This window comes from Microbacterium sp. R1, assembly GCF_015159725.1.
Lineage (GTDB): Bacteria > Actinomycetota > Actinomycetes > Actinomycetales > Microbacteriaceae > Microbacterium > Microbacterium oxydans.
Genome location: NZ_JADDUD010000005.1, coordinates 119838 through 134347, shown reverse-complemented (window position 1 = coordinate 134347; position 14510 = coordinate 119838). Strand labels below are relative to the sequence as shown.

The 14510-nt window shown below is 69.1% G+C and carries 14 protein-coding genes; 9 read left to right on the top strand and 5 right to left on the bottom strand.

What is annotated here, in order from left to right; all coding sequences use genetic code 11:
• Nucleotides 1-17: 17 nt before the first annotated feature.
• On the bottom strand, nt 18-821 hold the full coding sequence (locus tag ILP86_RS17535) for an IclR family transcriptional regulator (RefSeq protein WP_193762549.1): 804 nt from the start codon (nt 819-821) through the stop codon (nt 18-20).
• 228 nt (nt 822-1049) lie between these two features.
• Between ILP86_RS17535 and ILP86_RS17530 the strand changes: the two genes are divergently transcribed.
• The 3 genes from ILP86_RS17530 to ILP86_RS17520 are packed head-to-tail and all read left to right on the top strand — an operon-like array spanning nt 1050 to nt 4210.
• Nucleotides 1050-1988 (top strand): carbohydrate ABC transporter permease, encoded by a 939-nt coding sequence (locus tag ILP86_RS17530; protein ID WP_045262209.1) that lies wholly within the window; start codon nt 1050-1052, stop codon nt 1986-1988.
• Nucleotides 1988-2845 carry a carbohydrate ABC transporter permease gene (locus ILP86_RS17525; protein ID WP_052674532.1) on the top strand — a complete coding sequence of 286 codons (858 nt, stop codon included), beginning with the start codon at nt 1988-1990 and terminating at the stop codon, nt 2843-2845. The genes ILP86_RS17530 and ILP86_RS17525 overlap by 1 nt, the downstream gene beginning before the upstream one ends.
• A gap of 51 nt (nt 2846-2896) precedes the next feature.
• On the top strand, nt 2897-4210 hold the full coding sequence (locus ILP86_RS17520; protein ID WP_061015229.1) for an extracellular solute-binding protein: 1314 nt from the start codon (nt 2897-2899) through the stop codon (nt 4208-4210).
• A gap of 75 nt (nt 4211-4285) precedes the next feature.
• Here the strand turns inward: ILP86_RS17520 and ILP86_RS17515 are convergent, their stop codons facing one another.
• Together ILP86_RS17515 and ILP86_RS17510 are read right to left on the bottom strand one after the other, a co-directional pair.
• Nucleotides 4286-5005, bottom strand: a complete 720-nt coding sequence (locus tag ILP86_RS17515; protein ID WP_046748917.1) for an SDR family NAD(P)-dependent oxidoreductase — start codon at nt 5003-5005, stop codon at nt 4286-4288.
• On the bottom strand, nt 5002-5895 hold the full coding sequence (locus tag ILP86_RS17510; RefSeq protein ID WP_227751368.1) for a dihydrodipicolinate synthase family protein: 894 nt from the start codon (nt 5893-5895) through the stop codon (nt 5002-5004). Before ILP86_RS17510 ends, ILP86_RS17515 begins: the two co-directional genes overlap by 4 nt.
• A gap of 137 nt (nt 5896-6032) precedes the next feature.
• Here ILP86_RS17510 and ILP86_RS17505 point away from each other — a divergent pair, with 137 nt between their 5' ends.
• The 4 genes from ILP86_RS17505 to ILP86_RS17490 all read left to right on the top strand — a co-directional run bounded on the left by ILP86_RS17505 (nt 6033) and on the right by ILP86_RS17490 (nt 9962).
• Nucleotides 6033-6941 carry an SMP-30/gluconolactonase/LRE family protein gene (locus ILP86_RS17505; protein WP_193762548.1) on the top strand — a complete coding sequence of 303 codons (909 nt, stop codon included), beginning with the start codon at nt 6033-6035 and terminating at the stop codon, nt 6939-6941.
• Nucleotides 6938-7582: a bifunctional 4-hydroxy-2-oxoglutarate aldolase/2-dehydro-3-deoxy-phosphogluconate aldolase gene (locus tag ILP86_RS17500; RefSeq protein ID WP_206549501.1), complete on the top strand. Its 645-nt coding sequence runs from the start codon at nt 6938-6940 to the stop codon at nt 7580-7582. Before ILP86_RS17505 ends, ILP86_RS17500 begins: the two co-directional genes overlap by 4 nt.
• Nucleotides 7583-7683: 101 nt before the next feature.
• Nucleotides 7684-9141, top strand: a complete 1458-nt coding sequence (locus ILP86_RS17495) for an ABC transporter permease (RefSeq protein ID WP_193762547.1) — start codon at nt 7684-7686, stop codon at nt 9139-9141.
• Between the two features lie 74 nt (nt 9142-9215).
• A complete protein-coding gene (locus ILP86_RS17490) occupies nt 9216-9962 on the top strand; it encodes an ABC transporter ATP-binding protein (RefSeq protein ID WP_058632438.1) in 747 nt (248 codons plus the stop codon).
• A gap of 84 nt (nt 9963-10046) precedes the next feature.
• Here ILP86_RS17490 and gndA read toward each other — a convergent pair whose 3' ends face one another.
• Both gndA and ILP86_RS17480 read right to left on the bottom strand, forming a co-directional pair.
• The gene (gene gndA, locus ILP86_RS17485; RefSeq protein ID WP_193762546.1) at nt 10047-11501 is read right to left on the bottom strand and encodes an NADP-dependent phosphogluconate dehydrogenase; all 1455 of its coding nucleotides are present in this window, start codon (nt 11499-11501) and stop codon (nt 10047-10049) included.
• Nucleotides 11502-11559: 58 nt separating this feature from the next.
• Nucleotides 11560-12465 carry an NAD(P)-dependent oxidoreductase gene (locus ILP86_RS17480; RefSeq protein ID WP_193762545.1) on the bottom strand — a complete coding sequence of 302 codons (906 nt, stop codon included), beginning with the start codon at nt 12463-12465 and terminating at the stop codon, nt 11560-11562.
• Nucleotides 12466-12563: 98 nt separating this feature from the next.
• Here ILP86_RS17480 and ILP86_RS17475 point away from each other — a divergent pair, with 98 nt between their 5' ends.
• Together ILP86_RS17475 and ILP86_RS17470 are read left to right on the top strand one after the other, a co-directional pair.
• Nucleotides 12564-13622 carry a D-2-hydroxyacid dehydrogenase gene (locus tag ILP86_RS17475; protein ID WP_193762544.1) on the top strand — a complete coding sequence of 353 codons (1059 nt, stop codon included), beginning with the start codon at nt 12564-12566 and terminating at the stop codon, nt 13620-13622.
• 53 nt (nt 13623-13675) lie between these two features.
• Nucleotides 13676-14464, top strand: coding sequence for an IclR family transcriptional regulator (locus tag ILP86_RS17470; RefSeq protein WP_046748923.1), 789 nt, complete (start codon nt 13676-13678; stop codon nt 14462-14464).
• Nucleotides 14465-14510 lie beyond the last annotated feature (46 nt).

Sequence of the window (14510 nt, the reverse complement as noted above, 5' to 3'; positions counted from 1 at the left end):
AGCGTCGCGGCCGGGCGTCAGAGCGCGGCGAACGCGGATGCGGTGCGGGAAGGGCTGTATCCGAGGGCGACGGAGATCTCGTCGGCGGCTTCGATCAGCTGCAGCGCGAGCTCCTGATGCGGGGCGTGCAGATCCAACACGGACAGCGGGCCGCTCGCCGAGATGCCGGCCACGATCTCGCCCGCACGGTTGCGGATCGGGGCGGCGATGCAGGCGCGTCCGAAGGCGAGTTCCTCGATCTCGGTCGAGTAGCCGCGGCTGCGCGTCTCATCGAGCGAGAGCTGCATGGCCTCGCGGTCGACGATCGTGTGCGGGGTGAAGCGCTGCGGTGCCTGCGCGAAGTACTCGTCCACCTGCGCGTCGGTCATGCCGGAGAGCAGTGCCTTGCCGATGCCGGTGGCGTGCAGGGGACCCGTGCGGCCAGCCATGTCGAACGACTTCGGTGCGAGCGCCCCCTCGAAGTTGCACAGGTACATGAAGGTGAAGCCGCTGAGCTCGGCGACGTTCACACCGATCTCGATTCGGCGGGCTAGGTTCTGCGCGATCTGCCGCGCTGCGCGGAAGATGGGGGAGCCGTTGAGGGCGATCGTGCCGAGCGAGACGGCGGCCGGACCCAGGCGGTACAGGCCGGTGCGCGGGTCCTGGACCACGAACTTCATGCGGTCCAGCGCCGACATCATCCGCGAGACCGTGGACTGGCCGAGCCCGGTGAGGGTGCAGAGCTCCGAGACCCGCAGTTCGCCCGACTCCTCGGTGAAGCAGGCGAGCAACGACATCGCCCGTTCGACGGTCTGGGTGCCGCCCACCGATTCCGATGCCATGGTCACTCCTCCTCAGTACTGCCGCCGCGTGGGCGACGTCGCGGCTGGTCACCGCTGCCAGTCATCCTATTCAGAGAAATGGCTTCGAGCAACACAAATGTGGGTGTCGTATGCATTTTGTGGATTTCGCATCCGCATTGTGGTTAACTGGCCGCACGTCGACGTCGACGACTGTGACGACGACGCGCAGGGCCCCGCGGGGGTCGTCTCTACTGGAAAGTGACTGCAATGCAACAAGCCATACTCGAGCGGCCCGCAGAGAGCGAGCAGAAGGCCGTCGAGCCACGCTCCGGGCGACGCTCCACGCTGGGCGCGAAGGATCGCACCTTCGGTTTCATGATCGCACTTCCCGCGGTCCTCCTGTTCCTCGTGATCGCGATCTTCCCTCTCGTGTCGAGCATCTTCACGAGCCTGTTCGATCAATCCCTCCTGCGTCCGGAGCGCACGTTCGTCGGTCTCGACAACTACGCGGCCGTCTGGGACGAGTTCTTCGCGCGGCTCGGCACGACCCTCGTCTTCGCGTCGCTCTCCACGATCTTCCCGCTCGTGCTCGGCGTGGCCCTGGCGCTGCTGCTGAACGCCCGCATGCGCGGACGGAACATCCTGCGCGGGGCCCTCATGCTTCCCTGGCTGCTCCCCGGTGTGGTCGTCTCCTTCCTCTGGGCGTGGATCTTCAACGACAGCTACGGCGTCGTCAACCACGTGCTCTCGGTGTTCGGCCTTCCCGAGGTCAGCATGCTGGGCACCCCGACCGGCGCCATGGCGGCCGTGGTCATCGCCAAGACGTGGCACTCGTTCCCCTGGATCATGGTCGTGGCCCTCGCGGTGCTGCAGACCCTTCCGAGCGAGCAGATCGAGGCCGCCACCATCGACGGTGCGACTCGCGCGCAGCGGTTCCGCCACATCTCCCTGCCGCACATCGCAGGCCCCGTGACCCTCGTCGCCGTCCTGGAGTTCATCTACAACTTCGGCAACTTCGACACGATCTTCGTCATGACCGGTGGAGGGCCGGGCAACTCGACCACGACGCTCGCGGTCAGCCTCTACGATCTCGCCTTCGGCAGCTACGAGCTGGGCAAGGCCTCAGCCATGGGCACGCTCTGGCTGGTCCTGCTGGCCATCATCACCACCGGATACCTGTTCCTCAACCGACGGCTGGAGAAGTGATGCGCCGTAGTCGCGATGTGGGGGAGTCGATCATCCGCCCCCACCTGTCCATCCCGGGACGTGTCCTGCTCCTGCTGCTGGCGCTGTTCGGCCTGCTCCCGGTGTACTGGCTCACGGCCACCGCTTTCACGAAGAAGGAGGACGTCTTCTCCCTCGACCGTCCGTTCTTCCCTGTGGATCCGACCTTCGAGAACTTCATCGGCTTCTTCCAGAACGACCTGCTGCTGAAGAACCTCCTCAACAGCATCATCGTCTCCACCGGAACCGCTCTGCTCGCCGTCCTGGTCGGCGGACTGATGGCGTACTCCCTGTCGAAGTTCCGCTACCGCGGTCGCAACGCCGTGATGTTCATGTTCCTCATCGGTCAGCTGATCCCCGGTGCGCTGCTGCTCATCTCGCTCTACCTGATGCTGAGCTCGGCAGGGCTGCTGTACACCTATACGGCACTGATCATCTCGTTCACGACGTTCACGCTGCCGCTCGCGGTGTTCCTGCTGAAGGGCATCATCGATGCACTGCCGGACGACATCATCGAGGCGGCCAAGGTCGACGGACTCTCGCGCACGGGGACGATGTTCCGCATCGTGTTCCCGCTCGTGGTCCCCGGACTCATCACCGCCGGGATGTTCGCCTTCATGCGGGGCTGGAGCGATCTCCTCTTCGCCCTCACGCTCGCAGGACCCGACAAGCAGACGCTGCCGGCGGGTCTCACCCAGGCGTTCATCCGCGAGGGCACGGCGGACTGGCCCGCGCTCATGGCGGCGTCCCTGATCACCTCCCTCCCACTCGTCCTCATCTTCATCCTCCTGCAGCGCTACTTCGTCTCCGGCCTCGCCGCCGGGGCGGTCAAGGGATAGCGCCGCACCGCAGCACCGCTCGTCACCCCTCATCCCGAAGGAGCAGTCTCCATGAACATCTCGAACTCGCAGCTGAGCCGCCGAGCCTTCCTCGGAGGCGGAACCGTCCTGGCGGCGTTCGGCGCACTCGCGCTCGCCGGCTGTGCGACCCCCGCCGCCCCCGGCACCGGAGCCGGAGCCACGGCCGCAGGAGCCACCAAGGCCAAGACCATCAACTTCTACGGCAACTCGCTCGGCGAAGAGGCTCTGAAGTCGGCGTGGCAGGGCATCCTCGACGGCTTCTCGAAGCAGGAGGGCGTCAAGGTCGCCCCGGTCATCTACCCCTACGATCAGGCCGCCACGCAGCTGGCTCTGACCGGACGCTCCGGCAACCTCATGGGGGTCGGGCAGTCGGGCGGGTGGCAGGTGCTGACCCCCATGAACGTGCTCGCCGACCTCTCCGACCTCGCGAAGGGGCTGGGCATCCCGCAGGGTGTGCTCGACTCCTACACGATGGACGGCAAGCTGCTCGTGCTCCCGCTCACGGCTGCCGGTATCGGCATCATCACCAACGGCGAGATCGCGAAGAGCGTCGGCATCAAGTCGGGCATGACCGTGGAGCAGTTCGCCACGGCGCTCGAGAAGATCAAGAAGCAGGACTCGTCGCTGATCCCCTACGCCGCCGTCACGAAGAACCCCGACCTGAAGGACGCCGTCCCGTGGATGTGGGGCTTCGGCAGCGACGTGGTCACCGACGACCTGAAGTGCACCCTGGGAGATGCCGAGAGCGTCAAGGCCGTCACCTGGTACAAGTCCCTGCAGGATGCCGGTCTGACGCAGACGAACGTGGCACGCAGCGATGCCCGCATCCTGTTCGCGAGCGGTCGGGCGGCCCTGTACGACGATGCCCCGCTCGCGTCGACCTTCGTCAAGACGAACGGTGCGGCGCAGAACATCATCGACAACATCGGGGCCATCTCGCGCCCGACCGCCGGTGGCAAGGACTCGTTCAACCGGGCTTGGGGCAGTGGTGTCTTCGCGACCGCGGGGGAGGGCGAGCTCACGAGCCGCGACTTCATCCTCTACGCCGCGACGAACGTCGAAGCGGCGACCGCGCTCTACGAGAACTCCGCGGTGGCACCTGCCGCCAAGAGCGTCGCCGACAAGATCCCGGCCCTCGCGGCGGACAAGTTCCAGGGCGCGTTCCGCACCGAGGTCTCCGAGCATGCACGCGGTGCCGCGTGGGACCGCGTCGCGGTGACCGCGCAGATCGACGCCGCGATCGGCGCGGGTGTCGCGACGATCCTCGCCGGGCAGGTCGAGGTGCAGGCCGGCCTCAACGCGCTGAAGAAGGAAGTCCAGGGGCTGCTCGACGCCAACTCCTGATCGAGAGCGGCGGGAGATACGAAGAAGGCCGCGTCCCCGGAAAGGGACGCGGCCTTCTTCGTAGAGGTGAGCGGGTCAGAGCCAGCGTTCGCGCAGCACCGGCTTGAGCCAGGCCGCGGGGGAGGAGATCGACAGGCCGCCGTCGACCGCGATCGACGTGCCGGTGACGAACGACGCGGCGTCGGAGGCGAGGAACGCCACGACGGACGCGACCTCCTCCGGACGGCCGATGCGTCCGAGCGGGTAGCCCTCGCTCTCGCCGGTGTCCTGCGCGGAGATGCTGCCCGGCTGCACGGCGTTCACGCGGATGCCTCGGGGGCCGTAGTCCAGCGCCAGCTGCCGTACGAGGCCGTCCACTCCGGCCTTGGCGGCTGCGTAGGCGGCCAAGGCCGGGGCGGCGAGCGACGAGTTCACGGAGGTCACCGCGACGATCGACGATCCGGCGGAGAGGCGGGGAAGAGCCGCGCGCGCCACGAAGAACGCCGAGTCGAGCGTGGCCCCCAGGGCGCCGCGCCAGTCTTCGTCGCTCGTGGTCTCGGCGCGGGCGATCGGCATGCGTCCGGCGGCGAGCACGACGACATCGAGTCGGCCGAGAGCCTGCTCCGCATCCGCGACGGCGCGATCGGCGGCCTCCGGCCGACTGCAGTCCGCGACGAGATACCGCGCGAAGACGGCGTCGTCGCTGTCATCGATCCCCACGCCGACGACGGTGTCCCCGCCGTCGGCGAAGGCGCGGGCGATCGCGAGACCGATGTCGGAGCTGCCGCCGATCAGCAGCACGCCGCGGCCGGTCACACGCGCACCGTGGTGGGGATGGGGGGAAGGGCGAGCTCGTCGATCACGAGCTTCACGGACGCACGGCTGCCGGAGTCGAGGCGCGACGCGGGGTAGCGGACCGTCGCGTGGTCGATGATGCCGCGCGCGACGAGAACCTCCTTGTGCACCGCCCATGCGATGCCGCCCTGCAGACCGATGAGCACGAGAGGGAGCATACGACGGAACTCGGCTCTGGCCTCGTCGACGCGCCCCTCCAGGAACCTGTCGAGCACCGGGCCGAGCAGGTCGGGGAACTCGCAGGCGGGCATCGTGCCGACGGCGCCCCTGGCGTACTCCTCCAGGCAGAACTGCGCGTTCTGTCCGCCGAGCACGGCAAAGTCGGGGTCATCGATCGCCGAGACCACGGCCCCGACCTTGGGTGCCGTCGGGGGAGCTTCCACCTTGACCGAGTCGACGCCGTCGAGCCGGGCGATCTCGGCGATCAGAGCCGGAGCCATCACCACGCCGGTGACGCCGGGAGCGTCCTGCACCATGACGGAGAGCGAGGTGGCCGCGGCCACGTCGCCGTAGAAGTCGACGAGCGTCGCTGCCGGCGGCTTCACCATGAACGGCGGAAGCACCATGAGCGCGTCGGCGCCCCCTTCCTCCGCGAGGAGCGCCTGCTCGATCGAGGTCGCGGTGGACGTGCCGTTGACGCCGGCGATCACCGGGATCCGGCCGTCGACCACCCGGACGACATCGTCCAGGATCGTCCGACGTTCCTCCGTCGTCAGTGCGAAGCCCTCGCTCGCCATGCCGAAGACGGCGACACCGTCGACCCCGGAGGCGAGCTGGAACTCGACCAGCCGACGCAGGCCGGCACGGTCGAGGGCGCCCGATTCGTCGAAGGGTGTTGCCAGGATGGGCATCAAGCCATGGAGTGTCGGAGCCATCAGCTGTTTCCCGCCTTCATCATCGTCTGTCCACATTTCTCGCAAGTGTTATGCATATTGTGAGATAGTCTGCCACATAACGGTTACGAGCTACCAGCGAAGGACGCCCCCGGATGTCGCACACCCCGCCCTCCCGAACCGTCGAGATCCTCTCCGACGCCCGATACGTCCAGGCCGAGTCTCCGCGGTGGGACGGTCGCGACGGCAGCCTCGCCTGGATCGACATGGCCACGGGTTCGCTGCACCGCGGGCGTATCGACGGCGGGCGAGTGATCCCCGGGTCCGCGGTCGTCGTCGGCGCGCAGATCGGTGCCCCGATCCCGCTCGCGCAGCCGGGGCAGGGCTGGCTGGTCGGAGTCGATCGTCGCGTCGTGCACGTGAGCGACGACGGAGCCGTCTGCCCACTCACGGATGACATCGCCGCACCGGGGGACTACATGAACGACGGCGGCGGTGATCCGGTCGGTCGCTTCTGGGTGGGCAGCCAGTCGATGCCCCGCGACCCGCACTGCACGCTGTGGAGCATCGACCCCGATGGTGAGCCGACTGCTCGCCTGGAAGGGGTCACGGTGTCCAACGGTCTCGCCTTCGACAGCACGGGATCCACGCTGTTCTACATCGACACTCTGCCGGACCGCAGCATCGAGGCCTTCGACGTGGCGCCGGACGGGGAGCTGTCGAATCGCCGCACGGTGTGCCGGGTCGAGGGCGGCAACCCCGACGGCATGGCGATCGACCTCGAGGGCATGCTCTGGGTCGCGGTCTGGGACGCCTCCGAGGTGCGCCGCTACTCTCCCGACGGTCAGCTCGTGGAGACCATCGTCCTTCCGGCGAAGCGTCCGACCGCCGTAGCCCTCGTTGACCGGTTGCTCGTGATCACCACCGCGAGCATCGGCCTGGCAGAACCAGCTGACGCCGACGGTGCGCTTCTCGGCGTGCAGGTCGAGGTCGGAGGGGTCCCCGCATACCCGTGGCGAGGTGCGGTGCCGACCGCCCGCATCGCAGGGGAGGGCGCGCTGTGAGCGCCGTCGACAACGACCAGCTGCGGGAACGGTTGCGCCGCACGCGGCTCGTCGCGATCCTCCGCGGAACCGACGTCGATGCGACGGTCGCCGCGGCACGGACCCTCCTGGAAGCCGGCGTGCGCACGCTCGAGATCGCGCTCACCCTCCCCGACGCGGAGGAGGCGATCGCGCAGGTGGTGCACGACGCTCCGGTCGACGCGCTGATCGGCGCCGGCACCGTGCTCGACGAGGCGGATGTCGATCGCGCCGTATCCGCCGGCGCGCAGTTCATGGTCACCCCGACGCTCAGCGCATCTGTGCCCTACGCCGTCAGCTGCGGCATCGGCGTCCTGCCCGGTGTCTACACGCCGACGGAGGTCCAGCGCGGTCACGACCTCGGCAGCGCGGCGGTGAAGCTGTTCCCCGCGTCGGCGCTCGGTCCCGGCTTCATCCGCGCCGTGCGTGATCCGTTCCCGCACGCGCGGATCATCCCCGTGGGAGGTGTGAGCGTCGACACCGTCGGCGACTTTCTCGCGGCCGGTGCCTTCGGCGTCGGGGTCGGTGGACCTCTGGTCGGCGATGCGGCGACCTCAGGCGGCGACCTCGACGCTCTCGCTGTCCGCGCCAGGGCATTCGTGGAGGCCGTGCGGGCGGTGTGATCCGCGCTCCATAGCGTTCTCATCACCGGACCCTCGATTCCGCTTATGCGCGATTCCTAACGTCGATCTCGCCCCGCGATGGCCGCGGTGGAAGGAGAGAGATGTACGGAACATATCTGCGGCGCGAACTCGCCGGACGCAGGAAGCAGACCCTGATCGTTGCGATCGGGCTGGCGATCGCGATCGCACTGGTGATCGTGGTCAACGCCCTCACCGCGGGGGTGCGGGACGCCCAGGCGCAGGCTCTCGCGTCCGTCTACGGAGTCGGCACCGACCTCACGGTCACGGGCGCTGCCGCCGAGCCGGGCCAGGGGGAGGGGCCGCGCTTCGACTTCGATGCGGATGCCGGTGAGAGCGATGGTGAGACCACCACGCTCGCACAGTCCACGCTGCGAACCGACTTCCTGCGCGGCACCCTCGACTCGTCCGTGCTCGACACCGTCGCCGCGACCGACGGCGTCTCGGCGGCATCCGGGGCGCTGAGCCTCACGAACTCCACGTTCTCCGGCGAGGTGCCCAGCGGTGGATTCGCGCCGCAGGACGGCGAGCAGCCCGCCGCGCCGGAGGAAGGGCAGACGCCACCGGATGGCGCAGCGGGCGGCGGGGGCTCTTTCGGGGTGGACTCCTTCTCCGTGCTCGGCATCGATCCAGCTGCCACCGCCGTGGGACCGATGGCCTCGGCCACGGTCACGGACGGTCGCGGTCTCGACGCCGATGACGCCGAGGCACTGGTCGCCATGGTCGACAGCACGTACGCCTCCACGAACGGGATCACGGTCGGAGACACCATCGACGTGGCCGGCTCCGATGTGGAGGTCGTCGGGATCCTCGGATCCACGTCCGACAGCGCGGACACGGCGGCGAACGTGTATCTGCCGCTGCGCACAGCGCAGACCCTCGCCGGAGTCGACGACGTGATCTCCACCGTGTACGTCCAGGCCGATTCGGCCGCTTCGATCGATGCGGTCCAGTCCGCGCTCGCCGATGAGCTCCCTGACGCCACCGTCACGTCGCAGTCCGAGCTCGCCTCGACGGTGTCGGGTTCCCTCTCCAGCGCCACGGCGCTGATCACGAACCTCGGCACCTGGCTCTCCGTCATCGTCCTCGCCGTCGCTCTGCTGCTCTCCGTGCTGCTCACCCTCTCGGGCGTGGGCCGTCGCACCAGGGAGTTCGGAACCCTCAAGGCGATCGGCTGGTCGAACGGGCGGGTCGTTCGCCAGGTAGCGGGCGAGTCGATGGTGCAGGGACTCATCGGGGGAGCCGCGGGCCTCGTCCTGGGTGTCATCGGCATCGTGCTCATCAACGTCCTGCGTCCCACCGTCGCTGCGAGCGGGGGAAGTCAAGCAGGTCCTGGCGGCATGGGCGGTGGCCCGACCGGAGGCGGGGCGGCGTTCCAGGGACAGCAGACGGCGGACATCGTGCTTCAGGCACCTTTCACGCCGGGGGTGCTGCTGGCCGCCGTCGGACTCGCCGTGCTCGGCGGTGTCGTCGCCGGAGCGTTCGGCGGCTGGAGGGCCGCCCGTCTCCGTCCCGCCGAGGCGCTGCGCTCGGTCGCATGACCAGGTCTCGGGCGAACGATGAGCGACCGAACCCGACATCCCCGCAGAAGGACACCCCAGAGAAGGAGAAGACCATGATCACGGCAGACCTCGCACCGACGGCGCCGACAGACGGGAGGGAGCAACCGCTCTACCGTGTCACGGGCGTCACCCGGACGTACACGCAGAAGGGGCGCATCGTGAAAGTGCTGACGGGCGTGGACCTCGACATCATGTCCGGCGAGTTCGTCACGATCCAGGGCCCCACCGGAGGGGGCAAGTCGACCCTGCTGCAACTGCTCGGCGCCCTCGACACACCCTCCACCGGATCGCTTCTGCTGGACGGCAGCGAACTCGCGTCCGCTTCGAGCGCCGAGCTCACCCGGATCAGGGCGGAGGAGATCGGCTTCGTGTTCCAGGGGTTCAACCTGATCCCGACTCTCACCGCCACCGAGAACGTCGACATGGCGCTCGAGCCGCTGGGGGTCGACAGGGCCGAGCGACGCGCCAGGGTCGCGGAGGCTCTTGCCCACGTCGGTCTCGACGACAGAGGTGACCATCTGCCGGCGGAGCTCTCCGGAGGGCAGCAGCAGCGGGTCGCCATCGCGCGTGCCCTCGTCAAGAAGCCGCGAGTGCTGCTCGCCGACGAGCCGACGGGCAACCTCGATGAGAGCATGCGGGACGAGATCCTGGCGCTGCTCGAATCGCTGTGCGCCGAGGGGATCACGGTCATCGTGGTGACCCACGACTCGGCGGTGGCGCGGCGAGCGACCCGGCGTCTCCGTCTCGCGAAGGGCACGGTGCGCGACATCACGAGGGAGGGGCTCGCTGCGGCGCCGTGAGCGGCGAGCCGTCGTGACCCGCGGGGGTCATGATGCACGAAGGGCCGGGTACCTCGCGGTACCCGGCCCTTCGTCGACGGGACGTCAGTGCGTGTCTTCCGCCTCGATCTCGGTGCGGTCACCCGACCACAGCGTGTGGAAGGTGCCCGGCTTGTCGATGCGCTTGTAGGTGTGCGCGCCGAAGAAGTCGCGCTGTCCCTGCACGAGAGCGGCAGGCAGGCGATCGACGCGGATGCCGTCGTAGTACGACAGCGACGACGAGAACGCCGGAGCCGGGATGCCCGCCTGCGCTGCGGTCACCACGACGCGACGCCACGACGACTGCGCCCGGGTGAACGCCTCGGCGAAGTAGGGTGCGGTCATCAGCACGGGGAGGTCGGGGGTCGCCGCGTAGGCATCGGCGATGCGGTTGAGGAACTGCGCACGGATGATGCAGCCGCCGCGCCAGATCTTGGAGATCGCGCCGAGGTCGATGTTCCAGCCGTACTCGGCCGCGCCGGCGCGGATCTCGTCGAAGCCCTGCGAGTAGGCGACGATCTTCGACGCATACAGTGCCAGGCGCACGTCCTCGATGAACTGCTCGGTGTCTTCGGCCGAGACCGTGAACTCCTCGTCGGGGCCGGGAAGGCCGCCGGCGACGGCGCGCTGCTCGGGGTGCGATGACAGCGAGCGGGCGAACGTGGCCTCGGCGATGCCCGACACCGGTACGCCGAGCGACAGCGCGGTCTGCACGGTCCAGGCGCCGGTGCCCTTGGCTCCCGCCTGGTCGAGGATCACGTCGACGAGCGGCTTGCCGGTCTCGGCGTCCACCTGGCGGAGCACCTCGGCCGTGATCTCGATCAGGTACGACTCGAGCTCGCCCCCGTTCCACTCGGCGAAGATCTCGGCGATCTCGGCGGGCGACTTGCCGGTGCCGCGGCGGATGAGGTCGTAGGCCTCGGCGATGAGCTGCATGTCGGCGTACTCGATGCCGTTGTGCACCATCTTGACGAAATGACCGGCGCCGTCGTGGCCGACGTGGGTGACGCAGGGCTCGCCTTCGGCGATCGCCGCGATGGACTTGAGGATCGGCCCGAGGGTGACCCACGACTCGTCCGAGCCGCCCGGCATGATCGAGGGTCCGGTGAGGGCGCCCTCCTCGCCGCCGGAGATGCCGGCGCCGACGAAGTTGATGCCGGTCTCGCGGACGGCCTTCTCGCGACGGATGGTGTCGGGGAAATAGGCGTTGCCGCCGTCGACGATGATGTCGCCCGGTTCGAACACCTCGACCAGCGAGTCGATCACCGCATCGGTCGGACCCCCGGCCTTGACCATGATGATCGCGGTGCGCGGCTTCTGCAGCGAGTCGGCGAACTCCTGGTAGGTGCGGGCCGGTACGAAGCCGGCCTCGGGGTGCTCGTCGAGGAGCGTCTGGGTCTTCTCGTAGCTGCGGTTGAAGATCGCCACCGTGTTGCCCTCGCGGCTGGCGAGGTTGCGGGCGAGGTTCGAGCCCATGACGGCGAGTCCGACGACTCCGATGTTCGCTGATGCTTCGGGCACAGAAGGCTCCTCGAGATCGTGAAGAAGGGGTGGTTTCAGAGTATCGCTGTCCGGGAGGTCAGTGGCGACCTGTGTCGTGAGAGGCGATGTCGCGGGAGGCGATGAAGCGCCGCGACACGGCGATGTCGCGGTCTCCGAGCCCGGCGGCGACGAGTTCGTCGAAAGCCGCACGCAGGGTGGGGAGCAGCACGGGCGCGGTGCCGGTGGCCTCGGCGATGTCGGCGGCGAAGCCGAGGTCCTTCACCATGTACTGCGCGATGCCGCTGGGGGAGTCGTCACCGGTGACGAGCTTCTCGCGGCGACTGTCGAGCAGGCGCGATCCGGCGTATCCGCCCGAGAGCAGCGACCAGAGCGCATCGAGGTCGAGTCCCGAGCGCTCGGCGAGCACCGTGGCTTCACCGAGCGCCATGATCGTGGCGGAGACCACGAGCTGGTTGCAGGCCTTGGCGACCTCGCCCGCGCCCAGCGGGCCGAGCAGCACAGGGTTGCCGCAGGGGGCGAGCACCTCGGCGGCGATCGCCGCGTCCTCCTGGTCCCCTCCGAGCATGATCGAGAGGGTTCCGGCGATCGCACCGTCCTCACCGCCGGAGACAGGGCAGTCGACGACTCGCACCCGTCCCTGCGTCTGTGCACCCACCCGCTCCGCGAGCGCGCGCACGGCCGGCGCCGACGACGTGGACCCGATCAGGATGAGCAGGTCGTCGGCGTCGGCCAGCAACCCGTCCGGCCCGTCGAGCATGGCTTCGAAAGGGGGGAGGTCGGGCAGCATCATGAGAAGGACGTCTACTCTGGAGGCGAGTTCGCGTGGCGTCTCCGCCCAGGAGGCACCGGCAGCCAGCAGTTCCGGCTGAGGGCGGCGGGCATGGATGACGAGCCGACCGTGCGCGGCGAGCAGATGGTCCGCCATCGGGCGACCCATCGCGCCGAGGCCGACCACGCCGACGGTGGCAGGTGTGTTGCTCATGCGCACACCGTAGCAACAATCCAACAGATAGAACAGTGTCCAACAGGATGGAACTGGGCTAAGGTGAGGGATTCAGACTTCCCGAGGAGGGGACCAAGATGACGGGGACCGAGAAGAAGCTGCGTGCCGTCGTGGCGGTGCCGCTGCGGGAAGAGCTGTGCCGACTGATCGAGGAGCTCGAGCCGCGCCTCGAGGTGCTCCGCGACCACGATCTGATGCCGCCGATGCGGGGTCCTGCCGACTGGTCGGGTGATCCTCAGTACACGCGCACGCCGGAGCAGCAGCAGGCCTTCGATGCGCTGGTCGATTCCGCAGACGTGCTCTTCGGGATCCCCGATGTCGACGCGGGGGCTCTGGCTCGCACGGTGGCTGCGAACCCGCGGCTGCGCTGGGTCATGACGACCGCGGCCGGGGGTGGAGCCTCGGTCAAGGCTGCCGGCCTCGACCGTTCCCAGCTCGACCGTGTGGTCTTCACCACCAGCGCCGGCGTGCACGGCGGCCCGCTCGCGGAGTTCGCGGTGTTCGGGGTCATGGCCGGTGCGAAGAAGCTCCCGCGCCTCCTCGCCGACCAGGGAACGCGCACCTGGCCGGATCGCTGGGAGATGCGTCAGCTCGACGAGATGACGGTCCTGGTCGTCGGTCTCGGCGGCATCGGCTCGGAATGCGCACGGCGCTTCCATGCGCTCGGCGCGCGGGTGTGGGGCACGACGCGCTCGGGTGAGCCGGTGGCGGGTGTGGATCGTCTCGTGCCGTTGGGCGAGCTGACCGAGGCCGTGGCCGGTGTCGACGCGATCGTCGTCACCCTTCCCGGCACGGCGCAGACGCACCATCTGATCGGCGCCGACGTGCTCGAGGCCGTCAAGCCCGGTGCGATCATCGCCAACGTGGGCCGCGGCACCGTTATCGACGAGGTCGCGCTGCTCGGCGCGCTCGACGATGGTCGCGTGGCCTTCGCCGCCCTCGACGTGTTCGAGCAGGAGCCGCTCGATGCCGCCTCGCCGCTGTGGGGGCACCCGAACGTGCTGGTGAGCCCACACACCGCAGCCCTCAGCTCCAAGGAGGAGGAGCGGATCGCTCGACGCTTCGCGGAGAACGCGGCACGCCTGCTGGACGGGGAGCCGCTGGCCGCGGTGGTCGATACGGTCGAGTTCTACTGATCGACCTGCAGGTCTTCACCGCCTGAGGGATCCCGAGCGCGAAAGGCGCGGCCATGGATGACGACACCCGCGAGGGGCGAGACCCCGCACCCGCCGTGACCCGCAGTATCCGCCTGCTCGGGATCCTCGCCGAGGCCGGTGGCCCGCGCACGCTCACCGAGCTGGCCGGGGACCTGGGACTGGCGAAGTCGTCGACCGCGAACCTCTGTCTCGCGCTCGAGGCCGGCGGCATGGTCGACCGCACGCCGCAGGGTTACCGCCTCGGCGTGCGCACCGCCGAACTGGGTGGTGCGTTCGCCGCGCAGTTCAACCAGGTGCGGGAGTTCTACAGCGTGTGCGAGGCCTCGCCGCAGCTCGCCTCCGAACTGGTGCAGGTCGCCATGCTCGACGGCACGGACGCGTTGTACCTCGCCCGTCACGAGGGCTCGCGCTCGCTCCGTCTCGGCACCCCGCTCGGGTCTCGTCTCCCGGCCCCGCTGTCGGCGACCGGACGCGCGCTCCTCGCCGCGATGAGCGACGACGAGGTGACCGAACTCCTCGGTGCTGACGCCGTCTTCCCGCAGCTCACCGAGCGCAGCGCGACCACCATGTCGGGGCTTCTCGAAGTGCTCGCCACAGCCCGCCGCAGAGGCTGGGCGCTGGACGCGGAGGAATCCTTCCGCGGCATCGTCGGCGTGGCCGTGCCCCTGGAGGGGTGGGCGCCGACCGATCCGCCGCTCGCGCTCGGTGTCGCGATCCGTGCGGCCGAGGCCGACTACGAGCGGATCGAGCGTGTGGGCGAGGCGCTGCGCGAGGCCGCCGCCGCGCTCACGAATCCGTTCAGCGCTGCCGTCCGACGCTGACCTCCCCGGACGCGCCGCCGCCCTTCTGAGGGGTGGCGATTCTTCG

Coding starts and splice junctions, on each gene's coding strand:
- ILP86_RS17535 (WP_193762549.1), bottom strand. CDS start 821: ATGGCATCGGAATCGGTGGGCGGCACCCAGACCGTCGAACGGGCGATG.
- ILP86_RS17530 (WP_045262209.1), top strand. CDS start 1,050: ATGCAACAAGCCATACTCGAGCGGCCCGCAGAGAGCGAGCAGAAGGCC.
- ILP86_RS17525 (WP_052674532.1), top strand. CDS start 1,988: ATGCGCCGTAGTCGCGATGTGGGGGAGTCGATCATCCGCCCCCACCTG.
- ILP86_RS17520 (WP_061015229.1), top strand. CDS start 2,897: ATGAACATCTCGAACTCGCAGCTGAGCCGCCGAGCCTTCCTCGGAGGC.
- ILP86_RS17510 (WP_227751368.1), bottom strand. CDS start 5,895: ATGCCCATCCTGGCAACACCCTTCGACGAATCGGGCGCCCTCGACCGT.
- ILP86_RS17505 (WP_193762548.1), top strand. CDS start 6,033: ATGTCGCACACCCCGCCCTCCCGAACCGTCGAGATCCTCTCCGACGCC.
- ILP86_RS17495 (WP_193762547.1), top strand. CDS start 7,684: ATGTACGGAACATATCTGCGGCGCGAACTCGCCGGACGCAGGAAGCAG.
- ILP86_RS17490 (WP_058632438.1), top strand. CDS start 9,216: ATGATCACGGCAGACCTCGCACCGACGGCGCCGACAGACGGGAGGGAG.
- ILP86_RS17480 (WP_193762545.1), bottom strand. CDS start 12,465: ATGAGCAACACACCTGCCACCGTCGGCGTGGTCGGCCTCGGCGCGATG.
- ILP86_RS17475 (WP_193762544.1), top strand. CDS start 12,564: ATGACGGGGACCGAGAAGAAGCTGCGTGCCGTCGTGGCGGTGCCGCTG.
- ILP86_RS17470 (WP_046748923.1), top strand. CDS start 13,676: ATGGATGACGACACCCGCGAGGGGCGAGACCCCGCACCCGCCGTGACC.